The 20334-nt window shown below is 74.6% G+C and carries 22 protein-coding genes, 1 pseudogene and 1 riboswitch; of the genes and pseudogenes, 11 read left to right on the top strand and 12 right to left on the bottom strand.

Going from position 1 to position 20334, the window contains the following annotated elements; genetic code table 11:
- The first annotated feature begins 40 nt into the window (after nucleotides 1-40).
- The gene (locus tag DQ239_RS06420; RefSeq protein ID WP_113833571.1) at nucleotides 41-949 is read left to right on the top strand and encodes an SDR family oxidoreductase; all 909 of its coding nucleotides are present in this window, start codon (nucleotides 41-43) and stop codon (nucleotides 947-949) included.
- Here the strand turns inward: DQ239_RS06420 and glpK are convergent.
- The gene (glpK, locus tag DQ239_RS06415; protein ID WP_113833570.1) at nucleotides 946-2421 is read right to left on the bottom strand and encodes a glycerol kinase GlpK; all 1476 of its coding nucleotides are present in this window, start codon (nucleotides 2419-2421) and stop codon (nucleotides 946-948) included. The two genes, DQ239_RS06420 and glpK, sit on opposite strands and share 4 nt — an antisense overlap.
- A 90-nt stretch (nucleotides 2422-2511) precedes the next feature.
- Between glpK and DQ239_RS06410 the strand changes: the two genes are divergently transcribed.
- From DQ239_RS06410 to DQ239_RS06400, 3 genes are read left to right on the top strand one after another with little or no spacing between them, the layout of a single operon-like run.
- The gene (locus DQ239_RS06410; RefSeq protein WP_113833569.1) at nucleotides 2512-2961 is read left to right on the top strand and encodes a RidA family protein; all 450 of its coding nucleotides are present in this window, start codon (nucleotides 2512-2514) and stop codon (nucleotides 2959-2961) included.
- Complete coding sequence (locus DQ239_RS06405; RefSeq protein WP_233488826.1) at nucleotides 2958-3446, top strand: polyadenylate-specific 3'-exoribonuclease AS; 489 nt, start codon at nucleotides 2958-2960, stop codon at nucleotides 3444-3446. Before DQ239_RS06410 ends, DQ239_RS06405 begins: the two co-directional genes overlap by 4 nt.
- A 38-nt stretch (nucleotides 3447-3484) precedes the next feature.
- The gene (locus DQ239_RS06400; protein WP_113833568.1) at nucleotides 3485-4069 is read left to right on the top strand and encodes a GNAT family N-acetyltransferase; all 585 of its coding nucleotides are present in this window, start codon (nucleotides 3485-3487) and stop codon (nucleotides 4067-4069) included.
- Between the two features lie 3 nt (nucleotides 4070-4072).
- Here the strand turns inward: DQ239_RS06400 and DQ239_RS20585 are convergent, their stop codons facing one another.
- Together DQ239_RS20585 and DQ239_RS20580 are read right to left on the bottom strand one after the other, a co-directional pair.
- Nucleotides 4073-4537: a hypothetical protein gene (locus DQ239_RS20585; RefSeq protein ID WP_199582721.1), complete on the bottom strand. Its 465-nt coding sequence runs from the start codon at nucleotides 4535-4537 to the stop codon at nucleotides 4073-4075.
- 115 nt (nucleotides 4538-4652) lie between these two features.
- Nucleotides 4653-4943: an NAD(P)H-binding protein gene (locus tag DQ239_RS20580; protein ID WP_233488824.1), complete on the bottom strand. Its 291-nt coding sequence runs from the start codon at nucleotides 4941-4943 to the stop codon at nucleotides 4653-4655.
- A gap of 96 nt (nucleotides 4944-5039) precedes the next feature.
- On the opposite strand from DQ239_RS20580, the gene DQ239_RS06390 reads away from it, so the two are divergent.
- The 3 genes from DQ239_RS06390 to DQ239_RS06380 are packed head-to-tail and all read left to right on the top strand — an operon-like array spanning nucleotide 5040 to nucleotide 8432.
- Entirely contained in the window at nucleotides 5040-6065 is a 1026-nt protein-coding gene (locus tag DQ239_RS06390; RefSeq protein WP_113833567.1) for a 6-phosphofructokinase, read from the top strand.
- A 25-nt stretch (nucleotides 6066-6090) separates the two neighbouring features.
- Nucleotides 6091-7428, top strand: coding sequence for a 3-deoxy-7-phosphoheptulonate synthase class II (locus tag DQ239_RS06385; RefSeq protein ID WP_113833566.1), 1338 nt, complete (start codon nucleotides 6091-6093; stop codon nucleotides 7426-7428).
- Nucleotides 7425-8432, top strand: coding sequence for a GntG family PLP-dependent aldolase (locus DQ239_RS06380; RefSeq protein ID WP_113833565.1), 1008 nt, complete (start codon nucleotides 7425-7427; stop codon nucleotides 8430-8432). Before DQ239_RS06385 ends, DQ239_RS06380 begins: the two co-directional genes overlap by 4 nt.
- Before the next feature lie 76 nt (nucleotides 8433-8508).
- Here the strand turns inward: DQ239_RS06380 and DQ239_RS06375 are convergent, their stop codons facing one another.
- The 6 genes from DQ239_RS06375 to DQ239_RS21155 all read right to left on the bottom strand — a co-directional run bounded on the left by DQ239_RS06375 (nucleotide 8509) and on the right by DQ239_RS21155 (nucleotide 14765).
- Nucleotides 8509-8970 (bottom strand): NUDIX domain-containing protein, encoded by a 462-nt coding sequence (locus tag DQ239_RS06375; protein ID WP_113833564.1) that lies wholly within the window; start codon nucleotides 8968-8970, stop codon nucleotides 8509-8511.
- A 91-nt stretch (nucleotides 8971-9061) separates the two neighbouring features.
- Complete coding sequence (locus DQ239_RS06370) at nucleotides 9062-9949, bottom strand: deoxyribonuclease IV (RefSeq protein WP_233488822.1); 888 nt, start codon at nucleotides 9947-9949, stop codon at nucleotides 9062-9064.
- Between the two features lie 13 nt (nucleotides 9950-9962).
- Nucleotides 9963-11936, bottom strand: coding sequence for a Stk1 family PASTA domain-containing Ser/Thr kinase (gene pknB / locus DQ239_RS06365; RefSeq protein WP_113833562.1), 1974 nt, complete (start codon nucleotides 11934-11936; stop codon nucleotides 9963-9965).
- Nucleotides 11937-12044: 108 nt separating this feature from the next.
- On the bottom strand, nucleotides 12045-13514 hold the full coding sequence (locus DQ239_RS06360) for a glycine hydroxymethyltransferase (RefSeq protein ID WP_113833561.1): 1470 nt from the start codon (nucleotides 13512-13514) through the stop codon (nucleotides 12045-12047).
- Between the two features lie 26 nt (nucleotides 13515-13540).
- A riboswitch (ZMP/ZTP riboswitch) is annotated at nucleotides 13541-13625 on the bottom strand.
- 4 nt (nucleotides 13626-13629) lie between these two features.
- Complete coding sequence (locus DQ239_RS21160) at nucleotides 13630-14283, bottom strand: alpha-hydroxy acid oxidase (protein ID WP_255411204.1); 654 nt, start codon at nucleotides 14281-14283, stop codon at nucleotides 13630-13632.
- A complete protein-coding gene (locus tag DQ239_RS21155) occupies nucleotides 14211-14765 on the bottom strand; it encodes an alpha-hydroxy-acid oxidizing protein (protein ID WP_255411200.1) in 555 nt (184 codons plus the stop codon). The genes DQ239_RS21160 and DQ239_RS21155 overlap by 73 nt, the downstream gene beginning before the upstream one ends.
- 13 nt (nucleotides 14766-14778) lie before the next feature.
- On the opposite strand from DQ239_RS21155, the gene DQ239_RS06350 reads away from it, so the two are divergent.
- The 3 genes and pseudogenes from DQ239_RS06350 to DQ239_RS21345 all read left to right on the top strand — a co-directional run.
- Nucleotides 14779-15102 (top strand): Rv2175c family DNA-binding protein, encoded by a 324-nt coding sequence (locus DQ239_RS06350; protein ID WP_113833560.1) that lies wholly within the window; start codon nucleotides 14779-14781, stop codon nucleotides 15100-15102.
- 25 nt (nucleotides 15103-15127) lie between these two features.
- Nucleotides 15128-15472, top strand: coding sequence for a lycopene cyclase domain-containing protein (locus DQ239_RS06345; RefSeq protein WP_113833559.1), 345 nt, complete (start codon nucleotides 15128-15130; stop codon nucleotides 15470-15472).
- Nucleotides 15391-15678 (top strand): annotated as a pseudogene (locus DQ239_RS21345) (hypothetical protein); the annotation flags it as partial. The gene DQ239_RS06345 and the pseudogene DQ239_RS21345, both read left to right, overlap by 82 nt.
- On the opposite strand, the gene DQ239_RS06335 reads toward DQ239_RS21345, so the two are convergent.
- Genes DQ239_RS06335 through DQ239_RS06325 form a run of 3 tightly spaced genes read right to left on the bottom strand, consistent with a single transcriptional unit; the run spans nucleotide 15675 to nucleotide 19238 of the window.
- Entirely contained in the window at nucleotides 15675-16628 is a 954-nt protein-coding gene (locus DQ239_RS06335) for a phytoene/squalene synthase family protein (RefSeq protein WP_113833557.1), read from the bottom strand. The pseudogene DQ239_RS21345 and the gene DQ239_RS06335 sit on opposite strands and share 4 nt — an antisense overlap.
- The gene (gene crtI, locus DQ239_RS06330) at nucleotides 16625-18118 is read right to left on the bottom strand and encodes a phytoene desaturase family protein (protein WP_113833556.1); all 1494 of its coding nucleotides are present in this window, start codon (nucleotides 18116-18118) and stop codon (nucleotides 16625-16627) included. Before crtI ends, DQ239_RS06335 begins: the two co-directional genes overlap by 4 nt.
- A gap of 1 nt (nucleotide 18119) precedes the next feature.
- Entirely contained in the window at nucleotides 18120-19238 is a 1119-nt protein-coding gene (locus DQ239_RS06325) for a polyprenyl synthetase family protein (protein ID WP_113833555.1), read from the bottom strand.
- 173 nt (nucleotides 19239-19411) lie between these two features.
- On the opposite strand from DQ239_RS06325, the gene metF reads away from it, so the two are divergent.
- Nucleotides 19412-20323, top strand: a complete 912-nt coding sequence (metF, locus tag DQ239_RS06320; protein WP_233488821.1) for a methylenetetrahydrofolate reductase [NAD(P)H] — start codon at nucleotides 19412-19414, stop codon at nucleotides 20321-20323.
- Nucleotides 20324-20334: the final 11 nt, after the last annotated feature.

The following is a 20334-nucleotide window of genomic DNA, read 5'->3' as shown; positions in this document are numbered from 1 at the left end:
AGGCGCTCGATGCGAGTGCCCGGAGCCCGAGGAGCCGACGATGGCCTTCCGCACGACGCGCACCCGCACGCCGCTCGCCGGGAAGTCGGTGCTGATCACCGGCGCGGCACGGGGCATCGGCGCCGCGCTCGCCCGCAAGGCCGCCGCCCGGGGCGCCCGGGTGGCCCTGGTCGGGCTGGAGCCCGAGGAGCTGGCCCGGGTGGCCGACGAGCTGGGCCCCGAGCACCTGTGGGTGGAGGCCGACGTCACCGACCCCGAGGCGCTGGAGGCCGCCGTCTCGCGGACCGTGGACACCTTCGGCGGGCTGGACGTCGTCGTCGCCAACGCCGGCATCGCGCCGCTGACCACGGTGATGACGTCGTCGGCGCACGCGCTGGCCCGCACCATCGAGGTCAACCTGATCGGCGCGATGCTCACCGTGCACGCCGCCCTGCCCTTCGTCGCGAAGCGGCGCGGGCACGTGCAGATCGTCGCCTCGGCCGCGTCGTTCACCGTGCTGCCGGGCATGAGCGCCTACTGCGCCTCCAAGGCCGGCGTCGAGCGGTTCGGCGACGCGCTGCGGCTGGAGGTGGCGCACCGCGGGGTGACCGTGGCGAGCGCCCACCCGACGTGGATCGACACCGACCTGGTGCGCGACACCGAGGCGGCGCTGCCGACGTTCGCCGAGACCCGCAAGGACCTCCCGGGCCCGCTGGGCAGGTACACGTCGGCGGAGGAGTGCGCGGAGGCGCTCGTGGAGAACCTGGAGACCCGCGGCCGCCGGGTGTACGTGCCGCGGAGCCTCGGCGCGGTGTCCGCACTCCGCCAGCTGGTCACCGGGGTGCTCGCCGAGCGGGCGGTGCTCAAGGTGTCCCGCGAGCGGGTGCCCCAGCTCGAGCGGGACATCGCCGCGCTGGACGGCCGCGAGTTCGGCACCCACTCCGTCGGCGGCCGCCGCCGGGGCGCCTAGCGGGTCCAGGAGCCGGCGCGGGTCACGGCGTCCTTCCAGCGGTCGTGCCGGCCGTCGTCGCGGAGGCCGTGGGTCGGCTCGAACCGGCGGTCCAGCGCCCAGGTCTGCGCCAGCTCGTCGGTCGAGCCCCAGACGCCGGTGCCCAGCCCGGCCAGGAACGCCGCGCCCAGCGCCGTCGTCTCGGTGACCACCGGCCGGCGCACCGGGACGCCGAGCTGGTCGGCCTGCAGCTGGAGCAGCAGGTCGTTCGCGCTGGCCCCGCCGTCGGCGGAGAGCTCCGGCACCGACAGCCCGGCCTCGTCGACCATCACGTCGACGACGTCGCGCACCTCGAAGGCCAGCGCCTCCAGGGTGGCCCGGGCGATGTGCGCCCGGGTGGTCCCGCGGGTGATGCCGAGGATGGCGCCGCGGGCGTGCGGGTCCCAGTGCGGGGCGCCCATGCCGGTGAGCGCGGGCACGAAGACGACGTCGCCGGAGTCGGCCACGGTGCGCGCCAGCCCCTCGATCTCGGCGGCGGAGTCGATGAGGCCCAGCCCGTCGCGCAGCCACTGCACGGCGGCGCCGGTGACGAAGATGGCCCCCTCGAGCGCGTAGACCAGCCCGTCGCCGAGGTCCCACGCGACCGTGGTCAGCAGGCCGGCGTCCGAGCGCACCGGGCTCGACCCGGTGTTGGTGAGCACGAACGAGCCGGTGCCGTAGGTGCACTTGCTCATGCCGGGGGAGAAGCACGCCTGGCCGAAGAGCGCGGCCTGCTGGTCGCCGGCCATGCCCGCGATCGGCAGCGAGAGCCCCAGGAAGGAGTCGGGGTCGGTGGTGCCGACGACGCCGGAGTTCGGGACCAGCTCGGGCAGCGCGGACCGCGGCACGTCGAACAGGTCGCACAGCTCGTCCGACCACGCACCCTTCTCCAGGTCGAACAGCAGGGTGCGGCTGGCGTTGCTGGGATCGGTGACGTGCACGGCGCCGCCGGTGAGCCGGGCGATCAGGTAGGAGTCGACGGTGCCCAGGGCCAGGGAGCCGTCGCGCACCCCGGCCCACGTCCGGGGCTCGTGCTCGGCGAGCCAGGCGAACTTGGTGCCGGTGAAGTACGGGTCCAGCCGCAGGCCGGTGAGCCCCGCGAGGCGGTCCTCGACACCGTCGGCGCGCAGCCGGTCGCAGATGCCCGTGGTGCGCCGGTCCTGCCAGACGATCGCCGGGCGGGGGGAGTGCAGGGTGCGGCGCTCCCAGACGACCGCGGTCTCCCGCTGGTCGGTGATCCCGATGCACGTCGGCTGGTCCTCGGTGCCGGCCAGGGCCTCGCGGCAGGCGGCGACCGTCGCCGTCCAGATGTCGTCGGGCTCGTGCTCCACCCACCCGGGGCGCGGGAAGAGCTGGGCGAACTCGCGGTAGCCGCGGGACAGCACGTCGCCCTGCTCGCCGACGACCAGCGCCGTCACCCCGGTGGTACCTGCATCGATGGCCAGGACAGGCATGACCGCGAACCTATCGCCCGACGCCGTCGGTGCACCTCAGCAGCGCGCGCTCCGGGCGACACCGGCGCCCGGGTGCCCGATGATCGCGGGGTGACCTCAGGCATCGAGCTCGTGCGCCCGTCGGCGTTGTGCCCCACCGTCCCGTACGCCTACGCCGCCGTCACCGATCCCGGCCGGATGGTGTTCACGGCGGGTGCCTGCCCGCTGGACGCCGACGGCGCGACGGTCGCCGTGGGGGACGTGGCCGGGCAGGCCCGGCAGGTGATGGAGAACCTGGCGACGGCGCTGGAAGCGGCCGGCGCCGGGCTCGAGCACGTCCTCAAGACGACGGTGTACGTCGCGACGAGCGAACGCGCGGACCTGCTCGCCGCCTGGCAGGTCGTGCGGGACGCCTTCGGTCGGCACGACGCCCCGAGCACGCTCGTCGGCGTGACCGTGCTCGGCCACGCCGACCAGCTCGTCGAGGTGGAGGCCGTCGCCGTGCGGGACAGCTGGCAGGAGCCGGGCCCGCCGCGCGACGGGGACACGGTGGCCGAGTGACCGTGCGGCGCTTCTTCTACGACACCGAGTTCATCGAGGACGGCACCACGATCGACCTGGTCTCCATCGGCGTGGTGGACGAGACCGGCCGGGAGTTCTACGCGGTCAGCACCCAGTTCGACGAGCGGAAGGCCATCCCATGGGTGCGCCGCAACGTCCTGGACCAGCTGCCCCCGCCGGCGGACAAGGCGTGGCGCCCCCGCGAGCGGATCCGCGACGACCTGCTCGCCTTCCTCACCGGCCCGGGGGAGGAGATCGAGCTGTGGGCCTGGTTCGCCGCCTACGACCACGTCGCGCTGGCGCAGCTGTGGGGCCCGATGACCGCGCTGCCGCGGCCCATCCCGCGCTTCACCCGCGAGCTGCGCCAGCGCTGGGACGACCGCGGGCAGCCGCCGCTGCCGCCCAAGCCGCAGGGCACCCACGACGCACTCGTCGACGCCCGCTACAACCTGGCGCGCTGGCGGGTGTTGGAGGAGCACGGCTGAGCTGGCGCCTCTCCGGCGTCTCCGGGACGCTGCACGGCGTGGCAGAGATCAGCGTCGCCCGGGCGCGCACCGTGCTGGCCCGCGCCTTCTTCGGGGACCCGCTGATGGTCTGGTTCTTCCCCGACCCCGCCGTGCGGCCGCACGCCTGCGCGGCCATGTTCGGGCTGTTCGCCGAGCGCTACCTGGCCGACGGGCGGGTCGACGTCGCCGCGCGGTCGGAGCCGGTGGGGGTGGCGATGTGGCGGTGGCCGTCCCCGCAGGCCGCCGCGCCGGACGGGCCGGAGGAGCTGCCCTCGATCGGTGGTCTGCTGACCGGGTTCCTCGGCGCTGCCCGGGCCCGCGAGATCGGCGACGCGATGTCCGTGCTCGACGCGCTGCGGCCGCCGGCGCCGCACGCCTACCTGCACCTGCTCGGCGTCGATCCGGACGCCGGCCGCCAGGGCGTGGGCGGCGAGCTGCTCGAGCGCGGGCTCGCCGCGGCGCGGGACGCCGGGCTGGTCGCGTGCCTGGACACGATGAACCCGGCGAACGTGCCGTTCTACGAGGCGCACGGGATGTCGGTCCGGCACGAGGTGCGGCTCGGCCAGGACGGCCCGACGAGCTGGGCGATGGCTACCGGCTGACGCTCAGCCCCGCAGGCGCGCCCAGTCCTCGGGGTGGGCCCGCAGGTGGTCGGCCACGCTGCGCGCGGGGTGCCCGGTGAGCCGGGGGACTGTGTCGGTGACTGCGGCCAGCTCGCCGGCGGCGATGGCCAGGTAGCTGCTCACCCAGCCCTCGATCTCCCAGTCCGGGTGCCCGGATGGCCGGCGGGTCTCCCACGCCTGCTCGACGGTCTGCTCCCGGTACTCCGCGGGCCGGCCGGTGAGCTCGGCCAGCACGGCGGCGGCCTCGGTCATGGGAAGCGCCTCCGGCCCGGTGACGTCGAGGGTGCGCCCGGCGAGCTCGTCGTCGTCGCGGAGGAGGACGGCGGCCCCGACGTCGGCCAGGTCGTCCCGGGAGACGAAGCCGGTCCGGCCCTCCCCGGCGGGCGCGGCGATGACCGCGACGCCGTCCTCGAGCGTGGCGAAGAACGGCACGAAGTCGGCGTACATGCTGTGCCGCAGGACGGTGGCGCGCAGGCCGGTCGCGGCGATGGCCTGTGACTCGGGTGGCCGCCCTTCAGGGGCCCGCGCCGAGCTGGCGAGGCGTGGGGGGAAGGGGGGTCCTTCAGGAGACGATCCGCCGCACACCTGCGGCCGCCGCGGCCGCGACCGCGGTCCGGTGCTGCTCGAGGCGGTCGGGCGCCTCGGCGGCGGACACGAGGTAGACGGTGTCGACGCCGGTGAGCGCCGCCCGCAGCCCGGCGCCGTCGGCGTACCCGCCGGGCGCCGCGACCACCTCCGCGCCGGGCAGCGACGGTGCGCGCGCGGGGTCGCGGACCACCAGACGCAGCGGGGCACCGGCTGCGGACAGCCGGTCGGCCACCCGCCCGCCGAGGGTGCCGGACGCGCCGGTCACCGCGATGGTGCGGAAAGGGTCCGGTGCGGGTCCGACCTGCGGCATCATGACCCGGGACAACTCCTCGGCCAGCCCGCTCCTTCCCCGGAGGAACGCATGCGCATCGGCATCCTGACCGGCGGCGGTGACTGCCCCGGACTCAACGCGGTGATCCGCGCGATCGTCCGCAAGGGCATCGGCGAGCACGGTGACGAGCTGGTGGGCTTCCGGGACGGGTGGCGCGGGGTGCTCGAGGGCGACACCGTGCGGCTGGACCTGGCCGCCGTGCGCGGGCTGCTGCCCCGCGGGGGCACGGTGCTCGGCACGTCCCGCACGAACCCCTACGCCCTGGACGGCGGCCCCGAGCGGGTGCTCGCGACGCTCGAGAGGCTCGGCATCGACGCGCTGATCCCCATCGGCGGCGAGGACACCCTCGGCGTCGCCACCCGGCTGGCCGAGGCGGGGGTGCGCGTCGTCGGGGTGCCGAAGACGATCGACAACGACCTGGACGCGACCGACTACACCTTCGGCTTCGACACCGCCGTCGGGGTCGCCACCGAGGCCATCGACCGGCTGCACACCACCGGCGACAGCCACCACCGCACGCTGGTGGTCGAGGTGATGGGGCGGCACGCGGGCTGGATCGCGCTGCACGCGGGCATGGCCGGCGGCGCCAACGTGGTGCTCATCCCGGAGAAGCCGTTCGACATGGACGCCGTGGTCGCCCACTGCCTGCACCGGTTCGAGTCGGGGTTCTCGCCCATCGTCGTCGTCTCCGAGGGCGCGACGCCCACGGACGGCGGCATGGTGCTCAGCGACGGGGAGAAGGACGCGTTCGGGCACGTGCGGCTCGGCGGCATCGGGGCGGCGCTGGCCGCGGTCCTCGAGGAGCGCACCAACCGGGAGGCGCGGGCGGTCGTGCTGGGGCACATCCAGCGCGGCGGGACGCCGTCGCCGTTCGACCGGGTGCTGGCCACCCGGTTCGGGCTCGGTGCGATCGACGCCGTCCACGACGGGGAGTCGGGGATCATGGTGGCCCTGCGCGGCACCGACATCGTGCGGGTGCGGCTGAGCGAGGCGACCGCTCAGCTCAAGCTGGTGCCCCCGGAGCGCTACGCCGAGGCGGAGGTCTTCTTCGGCTGAGCCGCGCGCGCCGTACCCTCGGGGGGTGAGTTCCCCCGTCTCTGCCGAGCACGTCCCCGGTCTCGACCGGTGGCGGGAGCTGCCCGCCGCCCAGCAGCCGACGTGGCCCGACCGCGCCGCGCTCGACGCCGTCCTCGGCACGCTCTCGACCGTGCCGCCGATCGTCGCGCCCAGCGAGGTGGACGCCCTGCGCGCCCAGCTCGCCGACGTGGCCCGCGGCAAGGCGTTCCTGCTCCAGGGCGGCGACTGCGCGGAGACCTTCGACCTCAACACCGAGCCGCACCTGCAGGCCACCACGCGCACGCTGCTGCAGATGGCCGTCGTCCTCACCTACGGGGCCAGCGTGCCGGTGGTGAAGGTGGGCCGGGTCGCCGGCCAGTACGCCAAGCCGCGCTCGTCGGACACCGACGCGCTCGGGCTGCCCTCCTACCGCGGCGACATGGTCAACAGCCTCGAGCCGGTGCTGGAGAAGCGGATCCCCGACCCGTACCGGCTGGTGCGGGCCTACGCGAACTCCGCCGCGGCGATGAACATGATCCGCGCCTACGCGCGCGGTGGCCTCGCCGACCTGCACGCGGTGCACAACTGGAACCAGGACTTCGTCGCCAACTCCCCGGCCGGGGTGCGCTACGAGGTCATCGCCCGCGAGATCGACCGGGCGCTGGCGTTCATGCGCGCCTGCGGCATCGACTCCGAGGCGATGCGCGGGGTGAAGCTCTACAACTCGCACGAGGCGCTGATCCTCGACTACGAGCGCGCCCTGCTGCGGATGCACGAGGGCCGCCCGTACGCGCTCTCCGCTCACTTCGTGTGGGTGGGGGAACGCACCCGGCAGATGGACGGCGCGCACATCGAGTTCGCTTCGAAGCTGGCCAACCCGGTCGGCGTCAAGATCGGCCCGACGACGACGCCGGAGCAGGCCACCGAGCTCGTCGAGCGCCTGGACCCTGACGGCGTCCCCGGAAAGCTGACGCTGATCAGCCGGATGGGCAACGGGAAGATCCGCGACGTGCTGCCGGCGATCGTCGAGAAGGTCACCGCCAGCGGCCACGAGGTCGTCTGGCAGTGCGACCCCATGCACGGCAACACCCACGAGTCGCCCAGCGGCTACAAGACCCGCCACTTCGACCGCGTCGTCGACGAGGTGCTCGGCTTCTTCGACGTGCACCGCGGGCTGGGCACCTGGCCCGGCGGCATCCACGTCGAGCTCACCGGCGAGGACGTCACCGAGTGCCTCGGCGGCGCCATGGAGATCAGCGACGAGGACCTCAACAGCCGGTACGAGACGGCCTGCGACCCGCGGCTGAACACCGGGCAGTCGCTCGAGCTGGCCTTCCTCGTCGCCGAGATGCTCCGGGGATGACGTTCGTCGACCTCCGTTCGGACACCGTCACCCGCCCGACCGAGGGCATGCGTCGCGCCATGGCCGATGCCGAGACCGGCGACGACGTCTACGCCGAGGACCCGACCGTCCGCGCGCTCGAGGAGCGGGTGGCGGCGCTGTTCGGTCACGAGGCGGCGCTGTTCGTGCCCAGCGGGACCATGGGCAACCAGATCGGGATGAGGCTGGTCGCCGAGCCCGGGCAGGAGGTGCTCTGCGACGCCGACGCGCACGTGGTCACCTACGAGATGGGTGCCGCCGCGGCGATCTTCGGCCTGTCCACGCGCACCGTCGTCTCCGACCGGGGGCTGCTGGACGCCGACGCGCTGATCGCCCAGGTGCGGCCGACGACCGACTGGCACCTGACCGGCACCGCCGCCATCGCCGTGGAGAACACGCACAACCGGGGCTTCGGGCGGGTGCAGCCGCTGAACGAGCTGCAGAAGCTGTGGAACTGGTCGCGCGGTGCCGGCGTCGCCGTCCACCTCGACGGGGCGCGCATCTGGAACGCGCACGTCGCCTCCGGGGTGCCGTTGGAGACCTACGGGAGGCTCGCCGACACCGCGTCGGTCTGCTTCTCCAAGGGCCTGGGGACGCCGGTCGGCTCGGTGCTGGTGGGCTCGGCGCAGCGGATGGCGACCGCCCGGCTGTGGCGCAAGCGGCTCGGCGGCGGCATGCGCCAGGTCGGCGTGCTGGCCGCGGCGTGCCTGTACGCGCTGGACCACCACCTGCCGCGGATGCACGAGGACCACGAGAACGCCCGGCTGCTGGCGAAGCGGCTCGGCGTCGACTCGGCGTCGGTGGAGACCAACATGGTCGTGCTGGACGACGTCGACGCACCGGTGCTGGCCGAGGCGGCCAAGGCGCAGGGCGTGCTGGTGTCGCAGGTGAGCCCCACTCGCGTCCGGCTGGTCACCCACCTCGACGTCGACCGCGCCGCCATCGACCGCGCCGCCGACGTCCTCACCGCCCTCCTCGCCCGCTAGGGGCGCCCGGCCGCGTTGTCCCTGGAGCGGCCATTCCTGCCGTCGGAATGGCCGCCTCAGGGACATCGTCGTGCGGTTAGAAGCCGTGGGTGACGACGGGCTGCAGCGTTCCGGCCCGCAGCCCCTCGATGACCTGCAGCTCGTGCGGCACAACCGGGTCGGGCAGGTCAGCGAGGTCGAACCACCGGAGGTCGGCGGACTTGTCCACCTCCTGCGTCGCCGGGACACCGGTCCACCGGCGGCACTCGAAGAAGAAGTCGACCCGCTCGTCGATCGGGGTGTGCGGGGCGACGGTCCGGTGCATCGCGCAGAGAGGGACGAGGTCGGCCGGATGGAGGGCCACGCCCAGCTCCTCGGCCACCTCTCGCGCCGCGGCCTCGAGCACTGACTCACCCGCCTCCACGTGCCCGGCAGCAGCGGCAGTCCAGTGGCCGTCCATGTAGCCGGTGCCCCGGCGCAGCTGGAGGAGGAGCTGCTCGACGCCACTCTGCCGACGCCGGAACAGGACGTAGGCGGCGGGCACCACCTGGAACCGCATCTGGGCCTCCTCGTGGCGCGAACCATGCGAAGTCGTGGTGATCAGCGCCCGATGGCCACGAGTTCGCATGGTTCGCGCGGCGCGGGCGGGGTCAGGCGCCGTCGGGGATCAGCGAGTTGAGCAGCTTGATGTCGGCGGCGTGGCCACCGCAGGGGTCGCCGTCCTTGAGGCTGGGCGTCTCCACCACCACGGGGACGCCGGCCATCGAGGGGTGAGCCAGCAGCTCGGCGAACGGCGCGACGCCGATCGAGCCCTCGCCGATCGTCGTGTGCCGGTCGCGCTTGGAGCCGCGCGCGTCCAGGGAGTCGTTGGCGTGCACCAGCCCGAGCCGGCCCGGCCCGAGCGTCGCCTCGACCAGGTCCAGCGTCGCCGTCATCCCGCCCGGCGTCACCAGGTCGTGCCCGGCCGCCCAGATGTGGCAGGTGTCGAAGCAGACGCCCAGCAGCGGGTGGTCCTCCAGCGCGGCGAAGTAGGGGCCGAGGTCCTCGACGGTGGCCGCCAGCGCCTTGCCCCCGCCCGCGGTGGGCTCGATCAGCAGCCGCGGCCCGGACGGGTCGGCCGCCTCGAGCACCGGCAGCAGCCGCTCGTGCAGCTGCCGCAGCGCGTCGGCGTAGCGGTCCTCGCCGACGGCCGAGCCCGCGTGGACGACGACGCCGTCGCAGCCGAGCTGGGCGCCGCGGGCGAGGTTGTGCGCGATCGAGGCGACCGACTGCTCGACGGTGGCCTCGGTCGGGGAGCCGACGTTGACCAGGAACGGCGTGTGGATGAACGAGGGGACGCCGCGCTCGGTGCACCCCGCCGTGAACAGCGCATCCTGGGCCGGGTCGCCCGGGGTGAGCTTCCAGCCCCGCGGGTTGCCGACGAACACCTGCACGGCAGCGGCGCCGACGGCGTCGGTGTAGGGGAGGCCGCCCTTGGCCAGGCCGCCCTTGATCTGGATGTGCGCGCCGATCGGCGGCACGCGACGGGGAGAGCTCACGGCGGGCGCGCGCCTATCCGAACGTCAGGAGGATCGTGACCTTGGTGCCCTGCTCGACGGTCTCGCCGGGGCTCACGCTCTGCCGGAAGACGCGGTCGCCGAAGAAGCGGGTCGACTCGACCTCCAGGCCCACCGACCGCAGCTTGGCGATCGCGTCGGCCTCGTTCAGGCCGACCACGTCGGGCACCTCCACCAGCGGGACGCCGACCGAGACCCGGATCGTCACCGTGCTGCGGTAGGGCGCCTTCTCGCCGGGAGCGGGGGCGACGGCCATGACCTCGCCCTTGTCGACGTCGGCGCTGCGGCCGTCCTCGCCGCGGACCACCTCGAAGCCGAGCTCCTCGAGGTTCGCGGTCGCCTGCTCGGGCGTCTGGCCGGTCACGTCGGGCACGGCCACCGGCGCGTGCCCCTTGCTGACCAGCATCGTGACGACCTGCTCGCGGGTCAGCTTCGTGCCGGCGGGCGGGTCGAAGGCGGTCACCATCCCGACCGGGACGGTGTTGTCGAAGACCTCGGTGCGGGTGATCTGCACCGGGGTGCTCTCCTGCAGCGTCGCCTCGACCTCGTCGGCCGGGCGGCCGACCAGCTCGGGTGCGATGACGTAGCGCTCGGGGCCCTTGGACACCACGACCTCGACGTCGGTGCCGCGGATGGCCTCGCCACCGGCCGCGGGGTCGATGGAGATCACGGTGCCGGCGGGGACGTCCTCGCTCCACTGCTCGGTGACCGGCTCCGGGTCCAGGCCGGCCTCCTGCAGCAGGTCCACGGCCGCCTCGCGCGACTTGCCGACCAGGTTCGGGACGTCGGTCCACCGGCCGCTGCCCAGCCACCAGCCGACGGCGCCGATGGTGATCGCCAGCAGCAGCACGAGGGCGACGGCGAAGCGAGCGCGGCGGCGGCGGATGTGCTCCGGCACGCCGGGGCGCGCGCGGTCGACCCCGGGCCGCCGGCCGCCGACGTCGGTGGTCGGGCCGGCGCCCATGCCCGGCATCGTGCTGGTGCGGCCGTTGCGCTGGGCGCCCAGGACGGCGGTGCCCGGGTTGCTGGGGTGCCGCGGCCGGGTCGGGCGGTTGGTGGGGCGCAGCGTCGCGGGGCCGGCCGTGCTGCGCCCGGTGGGCACCGGCACGGGCTCGATGCCGAGGTCCTTGCGCACGTCGTTCATCTCGGCGAGGAAGGCGCCGGCGTCGATCGGCCGGCCGGCGGGGTCCCGGCGGGTGCCGCGGGCGACCAGCTCGTCGACCTGCCACGGCAGCCCGGGCACCTCGCTCGACGGGGCGGGGACGTCGTTGTGCACGTGCTGGTAGGCGACCGCCAGCGGGGTGTCGCCGCCGTAGGGCGGGTGCCCGGTGAGCATCTCGTACAGCACGATGCCGGCGGCGTAGATGTCGCTGCGGGCGTCGGCGCGGCCGCGCTCGAGCTGCTCGGGGGAGAGGTAGGCGACGGTGCCGATGAGGACGCCGCCGGTCTGGCTGGTCTGCCCGGTGCCGACGACGGCGCGCGCCAGCCCGAAGTCGGCGACCTTCACCACGCCGTCGATGCCGATGAGGACGTTCTCCGGCTTGATGTCGCGGTGCACGATGCCGGCCCGGTGGGCAGCGGTCAGCCCGGAGAGGACGGGCTCCAGCACGGCGAACGCCTCGGCCACGGTCAGCCGGCCGCGGGCGGTGAGCAGGTCGCGCAGCGTGCGGCCGCGCACCAGCTCCATGACCAGGAACACCAGCCCCTGGTCGCTCCCCTGGTCGCTGACGCCGACGACGTTCGGGTGGCTGAGCATCGCCGCCGCCCGGGCCTCGCGGGTGAAGCGGTCGACGAAGGTGGGGTCGTGGGCCAGGTGCTCGGCCATGACCTTCACCGCGACCGTCTTGTGCAGCCGCAGGTCGGTGGCCGAGTAGACGGTGGACATGCCGCCGCGCGCCACCCGTTCCTCGAGGCGGTAGCGGCCCTCGAGAACGAGCCCGACCACGGGGTCGCTCACGACGGTGTCCACCCGGACGAGTGTAGGAGCGCTCCCCGGCGACGGGTGCCCACACGCGGGCGCGGGGCCGGTGGGATGGGTTCTCCTGTCACACCGGCCCCACGGGCAGTCGCCGCGGGATCAGGCGAGGTCCAGGCCCGGGTAGAGCGGGTGGGCGGCGAGCAGCTCGGCGGTGGCGGCACGGGTCCGGTCGGCGAGGCCGTCGGTGAGCACGTACTTGGCCTTGGAGACGCCGCCGTCCCGCGTCGCGGTCGGGGTGGCGCCGGTCAGGACGTCGACGATCAGCTCCGCCGTCCGGTCGAACTCGGCCGCGCCGAACCCGCGGGTGGTGAGCGCCGGGGTGCCCAGCCGGACGCCGGAGGTGTACCAGGCGCCGTTCGGGTCGGCCGGGATGGCGTTGCGGTTGGTGACGATGCCGGCGTCCAGCAGCGCGGACTCCGCCTGCCGCCCGGTGAGGCCGAAGGCGGTGACGTCGAGCAGCACCAGGTGGTTGTCGGTGCCGCCGGTGACCAGCCGGGCGCCGCGGCTGGTCAGGCCCTCGGCCAGGCTCTGCGCGTTGTCGGCGACGGCCTGCGCGTAGCCGGCGAAGGCGGGCTGGCGGGCCTCGGCGAAGGCGACGGCCTTGGAAGCCATGACGTGCGGCAGCGGCCCGCCGAGCACCATGGGGCAGCCGCGGTCGACGGCGTCGGCGAACTCGGGCTGGGCCAGCACGAACCCGCCCCGCGGGCCGCGCAGCGACTTGTGGCTGGTGCTGGTGACGACGTGGGCGTGCGGCACCGGGTCGAAGTCGCCGGTGAGCACCTTGCCCGCCACGAGGCCGGCGAAGTGCGCCATGTCGACCACGAGGGTGGCGCCGACCTCGTCGGCGATCTCGCGCATCGTCGCGAAGTTCACCCGGCGCGGGTAGGCGGAGTAGCCGGCCATCATGATCAGCGGCTTGAACTCGCGGGCGCGGGCGCGGACGGCGTCGTAGTCCAGCAGCTCGGTGGAGGGGTCGGTCCCGTAGGAGGACTGCTCGAACATCTTGCCGCTGATGTTGGGCCGGAAGCCGTGGGTGAGGTGCCCGCCGGCGTCCAGGGACATGCCGAGCATCCGCTGGTCGCCCAGGGCGCGGCGCAGCGTGGCCCAGTCGGCGTCGGTGAGGTCGTTGACGTGCTTCGCGCCGGCCTTCTCCAGCGCCGGCAGCTCCACCCGCTGGGCGAGGACGGCCCAGAAGGCGACCAGGTTGGCGTCGATGCCCGAGTGCGGCTGGACGTAGGCGTAGGGGGCGCCGAACAGCTCGCGGGCGTGCTCGGCGGCGACCGACTCGACGGTGTCCACGTTCTGGCAGCCCGCGTAGAAGCGGTGGCCCACGGTGCCCTCGGCGTACTTGTCGCTGAACCAGTTGCCCATGGTGAGCAGCACCGCCGGGCTGGCGTAGTTCTCGCTCGCGATCAGCTTGAGCGACTCGCGCTGGTCGGTCAGCTCCTGGCCGATCGCGGCGGCGACCCGCGGCTCGACGGCGCCGATCACCGCCAGGGCGCTGCGGTAGGCGTCCGAGGCCGTCGCGGCGTCGAAGGGCGTGGTGGAGGTGGAGGGCGCAGTGGTCATGGGGGTCTCCTGGCCGGCGTCGTCAACAGGGTCGCCCAGGCGCGCGGCAGGGAAGTCGCGGACCGCTCCCCGGTGGTTGCCCACCTCTTCGCGCCAGTCACGGCCCGGCACGAGGTTATCGCGCGCGGACCACGGTGTCGCGGGGCACCGACCGGACGTCGTCCACGCCACACAGCGCCATGGTGTGCGCCAGCTCCTCGCCGAGCGCGGTGAGGACGCCGGCCACGCCGTCGGCACCGCCGGTGGCCAGCCCCCAGATCGTGGGCCGGCCGACGAACACCGCCCGGGCGCCCAGGGCGAGGGCGGTGAGGACGTCGGAGCCGGTGCGGACCCCGCCGTCGGCGTAGACCTCCACCTCCTCGCCCACGGCCTCGACCACCTCCGGCAGGGCGTGCGCGCTGGCCACCGCCGGGTCGACCTGCCGGCCGCCGTGCGTGGACACCCAGACGGCCGAGGCGCCGGCCTGCACGCAGCGGACGGCGTCGTCGCCCCGGAGCACGCCCTTGACCACGACCGGCAGGCCGGAGAGGTCGCCGAAGCGGGCGATGTCGTCGAAGGTCCAGGTCGCGGTCGCCAGGTCCTGCAGCGAGGGCCGGTCGCCGTCGTCCGGATGGTTGGCCATCCGGAGGCCGGCCGGCAGGGCGAACCGGTGCACCAGGTCGCGCCGCCGGCGGCCCAGCAGCGGCAGGTCGACGGTCAGGACCAGCGCGGTGTAGCCGGCCGCACCCGCCCGGCGGGCGAGGTCGTCGGTGTGCGCGGAGGAGTGCAGGCGGTAGAGCTGGAACCACTTCGGCGCGCCGGGGGCTCGGCCGCCACCTCCTCGAGCGCGTGCGTGGCGCTGGTCGAGACGGTCATGAGCGACCCGGCCGCAGCGGCGCCGCGTGCGGTGGCGAGCTCGCCGTCGGGGTGTGCCATGCCCTGGTAGGCCCAGGGGGCGACGCCGATGGGGGAGCCGACCGGGGTGCCCAGCAGGTCGGTGGCGAGCGGAACGGCGGTGATGCCGGTCAGCACGCGGGGGCGCAGCCGCCAGGCCTGCCAGGAGCCGGGGGCCTCGCGCAGCGTCGTCTCGGTCTCCGCGCCCCCGGCGTAGTAGTCGTAGACGTCGGCGGGGAGCAACTCGCGGGCCCGCTCCTCGAGCGCGGGCAGGTCGAGGAACGGGGGCTCGTGCCCGGCGTCCTCGGGGGTCGGCTCGCCGACGGCGCGGCGTCGCTGGCCCGGCACCGGGCTGTCCGCGGGGAGTGGGGGCGCCATAGGGTCGCACCCTATGGACACGTTGACGCTCACGGAGGTCGCCCAGCTCCTCGGCACCTCCCCGAACCGCGTCCGGCAGCTGCTGCGCGACGGGAAGCTGATGGCCGTCCCGGGCAGCGGCAACGGCAAGATCCCAGCCGCGTTCGTGCAGGACGGCGTGATCCTCAAGCACCTGCCCGGGCTGCTCACCGTGCTCAGGGACGGCGGCTACTCCGACGAGGACGCCTTCGCCTGGCTGTTCCGGGAGGACGAGACGCTGCCCGGCACGCCGGTGCAGGCGCTGCGCGACGACCGGCACACCGAGGTCACCCGCCGGGCGCAGGCCCTGGCGTTCTGACGTCGCCGGCCGGGGAGGAACCGCCGTGGAGCAGCTGACCTACCTCGGGCTGCTCGCCGGGTGCCTGGTCGTGACCGCGCCCCTGGAGCTGGTGCTCCGCGTGCGGGTCTACGCGCGGTGGCGGCGCTTCCTGCTCGCGATCGTGCCGGAGCTCGCGGTCTTCATCGGCTGGGTGCTCTACGCGATCAGCCAGGGCCACTGGGACTACTCCCCGGTGCGCACCCTCGACGTCCGGCTGCCCGGCGGCATCCCGGTGGAGGAGGTGCTGTTCTTCCTCGTCGTCCCGCTGTGCTCGGTGCTGGCGCTGGAGGCGGTGCGCCGCGTCACCGGCTGGGACCCCGGCTATCCGCGCGAGGAGGCCGACGCGTGAGCTACAGCGCCCTGGCGGTGGTCTCGGTGGTCGCCGTCCTGGTGGTGGACCTGGCCGTCTACCGGACCCGCATGGTCACCCGGAAGGTCTTCTGGACCGCCTACGCGATCATCGTGACCTTCCAGCTGCTGATGAACGGCGTGCTCACCGGCCTGGACGTCGTGGTCTACGACGAGCAGGCGATCTGGGGGCCGCGGATCGCCTACGCCCCCGTCGAGGACCTGCTCTTCGGCTTCGCCATGGTCACCCTCACCCTGGCCAGCTGGGCGGCGGTCAACCGGCGGGCGAACACCGCCAGGCGCCGGGGCCGGGAGACCGACACCCGCCCGTCGAGCACCCGGTAGTCCGCCCGCTCGATCTCGCGGAGGATGCCGCCGTACAGGTCGGTCGCGGCCCGCACGCAGTCGCGGGACTCCGCCGCGAGCATCGGCGTGCCGGGCGCGGCGTCGTCGTACCGGCGGCGGGTGATCGCCACCATCTCCCGCATCAGCGCCGCGAAGCCGGGGGAGTGCCGCTTCTCGGCGAGCTGCTCCCGGGTGACGCCGTGCGCGGCCATGAGGTCGGCGGGGAGGTACACCCGCCCGCGGTCGACGTCCTCGGCGACGTCGCGCAGGAAGTTGGTGAGCTGGAAGGCCTCGCCCAGGGCGATGGCGTGCGGCGCGGCCTCCTCGCGGGTCACGCCGGGCGCGGTGCCGAGGACGGGCAGCACCTGCAGCCCGATCACCGACGCCGAGCCCCACATGTATCGGTCGAGCGCGGCCAGGTCGGCGTAGGAGTCGACGTCGAGGTCGCTGGTCATCGCGGCGAGGAAGTCGACGAGGTGGTCGACGCCGATGCCGTAGCGGCGGTAGGTGTGCACCAGGGCCAGCCGGACCGGGTCCTCCGACCAGCCGGTGGCCAGCTCCGCGAGCACCGCGCGCGACCACTCGGTGAGGTCGCCCACCGGATCGGCGCCGGGCAGGTCGACGAGGTCGTCGGCGGTGCGGGCGGCCGCGTACAGCGCGTGCACCGCTGGACGCCGGTCCGGGGTGAGCAGCCGGGTGGCCAGGAAGTAGCTCTTGCCGTGCTCGGCCGCGATCGCCGCGCAGTGCGCGTAGGCCGCGGCGAGCTGCTGCTGCCGGGCCGCCTGCGTGCCCGGGGGGTGCACCAGCGTCATCGCGCCACCGGTCCGGTGATGCGCTCGGCGGCCAGCCGGCCGCTGATCAGCACCATCGGCACGCCGACCCCGGGCTGCACGGAGGACCCGGCGAGCACCACGTTCTCCGGCCCGCGCCGCGGCAGGGTCGAGGGCCGGAAGGGGCCGGTCTGGCCGAAGGTGTGCGCCAGGGCGAACGGCGTGCCCGCGGCCATGCCCTGCTCGGCCCAGGTCAGCGGGGTGTCCATGTGCTCGACCTCGATCGCGTCGGCGATCCCGGTCCAGCCGCGCGCGTCCAGCGTGGCCAGCAGCTCCTCGCGGTAGCGCGGGCCGAGGGTCGCCCAGTCCAGGGTGGGATTGCCGCCGCTGCGCGGGTCGAGGTTCGGGGTGGGGGCCACGACGCTGACCACCTGGCCGCCCTCGGGTGCCAGCGTGCGGTCGGTGACCGACGGCATGCTGATCAGCAGGCTGGGGTCGCTCATCGGGCGGCCGTCGCGGGTGAGCTCGTCGAACACCTGCTGCCACGACGCACCGAAGCTGATGGTGTGGTGCGCCTGGCCGGGCAGCTCGTCGCGCACCCCGACGTGCAGCGCCACGCACGACGGTGACCACACCGGCCGGCGGGGAGCGGGCACGCCGGGCACCAGCCGCCAGGGCGCGTCGCTGGTGACGACGACGGCGTCGGCGGGCAGCACCTCGCCGTCGGCCAGCTGCACCCCGCTCACCCGCCGTCCCGAGGTGGGCAGCGCGGTCACGCTCGCCCCGTAGCGGAACTCGACGCCGGCGTCGGCGGCCGCGGCGGCCAGCGCCCGGGGCACCGCCCCGATCCCGCCCTCGGGGTGCCAGACGCCGGCGCCGATGTCGAGCTGGGCGATGACGGCGTAGGCCGCGATGGCCCGGAACGGGGAGACCCCGGCGTAGAGCGCCTGGAAGCTGAACAGCCGGCGCAGCCGGTCGTCGGCGAAGTACTTCCCGACGTGGGTGGACAGCCGGCCGAATCCGCCGCGGCGGGCCAGCTGCACCAGCTCCGGTCCGAGCAGGTCGAGCGGGGAGTCCAGGTTGCGGTCGATGAAGGTGGCCAGCTGCAGCCGGTAGAGCTCGGCGAGGTCGGCGAGGTAGCGGCGCAGCGCCTCGGCCTCGGCGGGACCGCACAGCCGCGCGACCTCCGCGGCGAAGGCGTCCGGCGCGGCGTGCACGTCGAGCGAGCTGCCGTCGGCGAACTGCGCCCGGTAGCTGGTCTCCAGCGGGGTGAGGATCAGCCGGTCGGCGGTCTTCGCGCCGACCGCGGCGAAGGTGTCGTCGAGCACCTCGGGCGCGGTGAACACCGACGGCCCGGTGTCCAGGGCGTAGCCGTGCGACTCGATCCGCCCGGCGCGGCCGCCGGGGTGCATGCCCCGCTCGACGACGGTGACCTCGCGGCCGGCGCCGCGCAGCCGCAGCGCCGTCGCGAGCCCTGCCAGGCCGGCGCCGACGACGACGACGCGGTCGGTGGGTCCGGGAACGGTCCGCACGTCAGGCGGTGCGGCTGGTCGCGGCGACGGCGAGCGCGTCGAGGGCGGCCTTGGCGTCGTCGGCCAGCGGGGCGTCGGCGATGGCGGCGCGTGCCCGGGCGGTGCTCTGGGCGATGCGCTCCTCGACCCGGTCGCGGGCGCCGGTGTCCTCGATCAGCCCGCGGAGGGCGTCGAAGTCCTCCTCGCGCGCTGCGGCGTTGCCGAGCAGCTCGTCGAGCAGCCGGCGGCCGGCGGCGTCCGCTTCCTCCTCGGCCAGGGCGATGAGCAGGGTCTGCTTGCCCTCGCGCAGGTCGTCGTCGGCGGACTTGCCGGTGACGGCGGGGTCGCCGAAGACCCCGAGGACGTCGTCGCGCAGCTGGAACGCCTCGCCCAGCGGCAAGCCGATGGCGGTAGTGGCCTCGACGACGCGGGGGCCCGCGCCGGCGATGGCGACGCCGAGCTGCAGGGGCCGCTGGACGGTGTAGCCGGCGCTCTTGTAGCGGGCGACGGTGAGCGCCCCCTCGGGGCCGGGCAGGCCGCCGGCCGCCCGGAGCAGGTCGAGGTACTGGCCGGCGGTGACCTCGGTGCGCATGGTGTCCCAGACCGCCCGCGCCCGGCTCAGCGCGCCCTCGGAGATGCCGGAGCAGCGGAGCAACTCGTCGGACCAGACCAGGGCCAGGTCGCCGACCAGGATCGCCGCGCCCGTGCCGAACAGGTCGCCGTCGCCGCTGAGGGCGTCGGCGGCGTGCCGGGCGGCGAAGCCGATGTGGGTGGCCGGGCGGCCGCGGCGGGTCGCGGCGCCGTCCATGACGTCGTCGTGCACGAGCGCGCTGGCGTGCACGAACTCCAGGGCGGAGACCGCGCGCAGCACCGCGGCGTCGTCCTCGCCGGTCCCCGGGCCGGTGTCGCGGGCACCCCGCCAGCCCCAGTAGGCGAAGGAGGGGCGCAGCCGCTTGCCGCCGGCGGCCAGCGCGGCGACCTCGTCGACGACCGGGGCCAGGCCCGCGGCCATCCCCGCCAGCGTGGTGCGCTGCCGCTCGAGGAACTCGGTCAACGACGCCGACACCGCGGCGCGCAGGCGGTCGAGATCGGCCGCGGCGAGCGCGGGGGCCGGGAGGGCGGTCGTCCCCTGCGGCGTCATCGGACCAGTATCGCCCCATCCAGCAGTGCGCGGCCGACCGGCCAGGGGAGAGCGGGTGCTGCCGTTCACGAAGGCTCCTTCCGGGTGCTCGGCTCCTCCTCTTCGCCGCCACGCCCCCGCGTGGATGCGGTCGGCCGGGACGTGGTGGCCGGCCGTCCGTACTCTCGATGACCGTGACCCAGACCGTGCGTGAGCTGCTGGCCTCGGAGCGGCCGACCTGGTCCTTCGAGTTCTTTCCGCCGAAGACCCCGGAGGGCGAGCAGCAGCTGTGGAGCGCCCTGCGCGAGCTCGAGCGGCTGCAGCCCTCGTTCGTGTCGGTGACCTACGGTGCCGGCGGCAGCACCCGCGAGGGCACGGTCTCGGTGACCGAGCGGATCGCGACCGAGACGACGATGACGCCCCTGGCGCACCTGACCGCCGTCGACCACAGCATCGCCGAGCTGCGGCACGTGGTCAGCCGGCTGGCCGCGGCCGGGGTGCGCAACATCATCGCCCTGCGCGGGGACCCGCCGGGTGCGGACCCGCAGGCCGAGTGGGTCGCCCACCCGGAGGGGCTGTCCTACGCCGCCGAGCTCGTCGCGCTGATCAAGTCCATGGGCGACTTCTCCGTGGGCGTTGCGGCCTTTCCGGAGCGGCACCCGCGGTCACCGGACTTCGACAGCGACGCCGACATGTTCGTGGCCAAGTGCCGGGCGGGCGCGGACTTCGCGATCACCCAGATGTTCTTCCGGGCCGACGACTACCTGCGCATGCGCGACCGGGTGACCGAGCGGGGCTGCGACGTCCCGATCATCGCCGGGGTCATGCCGGTGACCAACGCGCGGCAGATCAAGCGCATCGTGCAGCTGTCGGGTCAGGCGTTCCCCGCCGAGCTGGCCGAACGGTTCGAGGCCCTCGACGGCGATCGGCCCGAGGACAAGGCGGCCGTGCGCGCCTACGGGGTGGAGGTGGCCACCGAGCTGTGCCGCACCCTGCTGGACGAGGGCGTGCCCGGCATCCACTTCATCACCATGAACCGGTCGACGGCGACGCGCGAGGTGCACGCCAACCTGGTCGGCACCCCGTCGGTCACGACCGCGGGCTGACCCGGCCGGTC

The sequence above is a fragment of the Blastococcus sp. TF02-09 genome (assembly GCF_003319105.1).
Taxonomy (GTDB): Bacteria; Actinomycetota; Actinomycetes; order Mycobacteriales; family Geodermatophilaceae; genus Blastococcus.
This window is presented reverse-complemented; position numbering and strand designations above follow the sequence as displayed.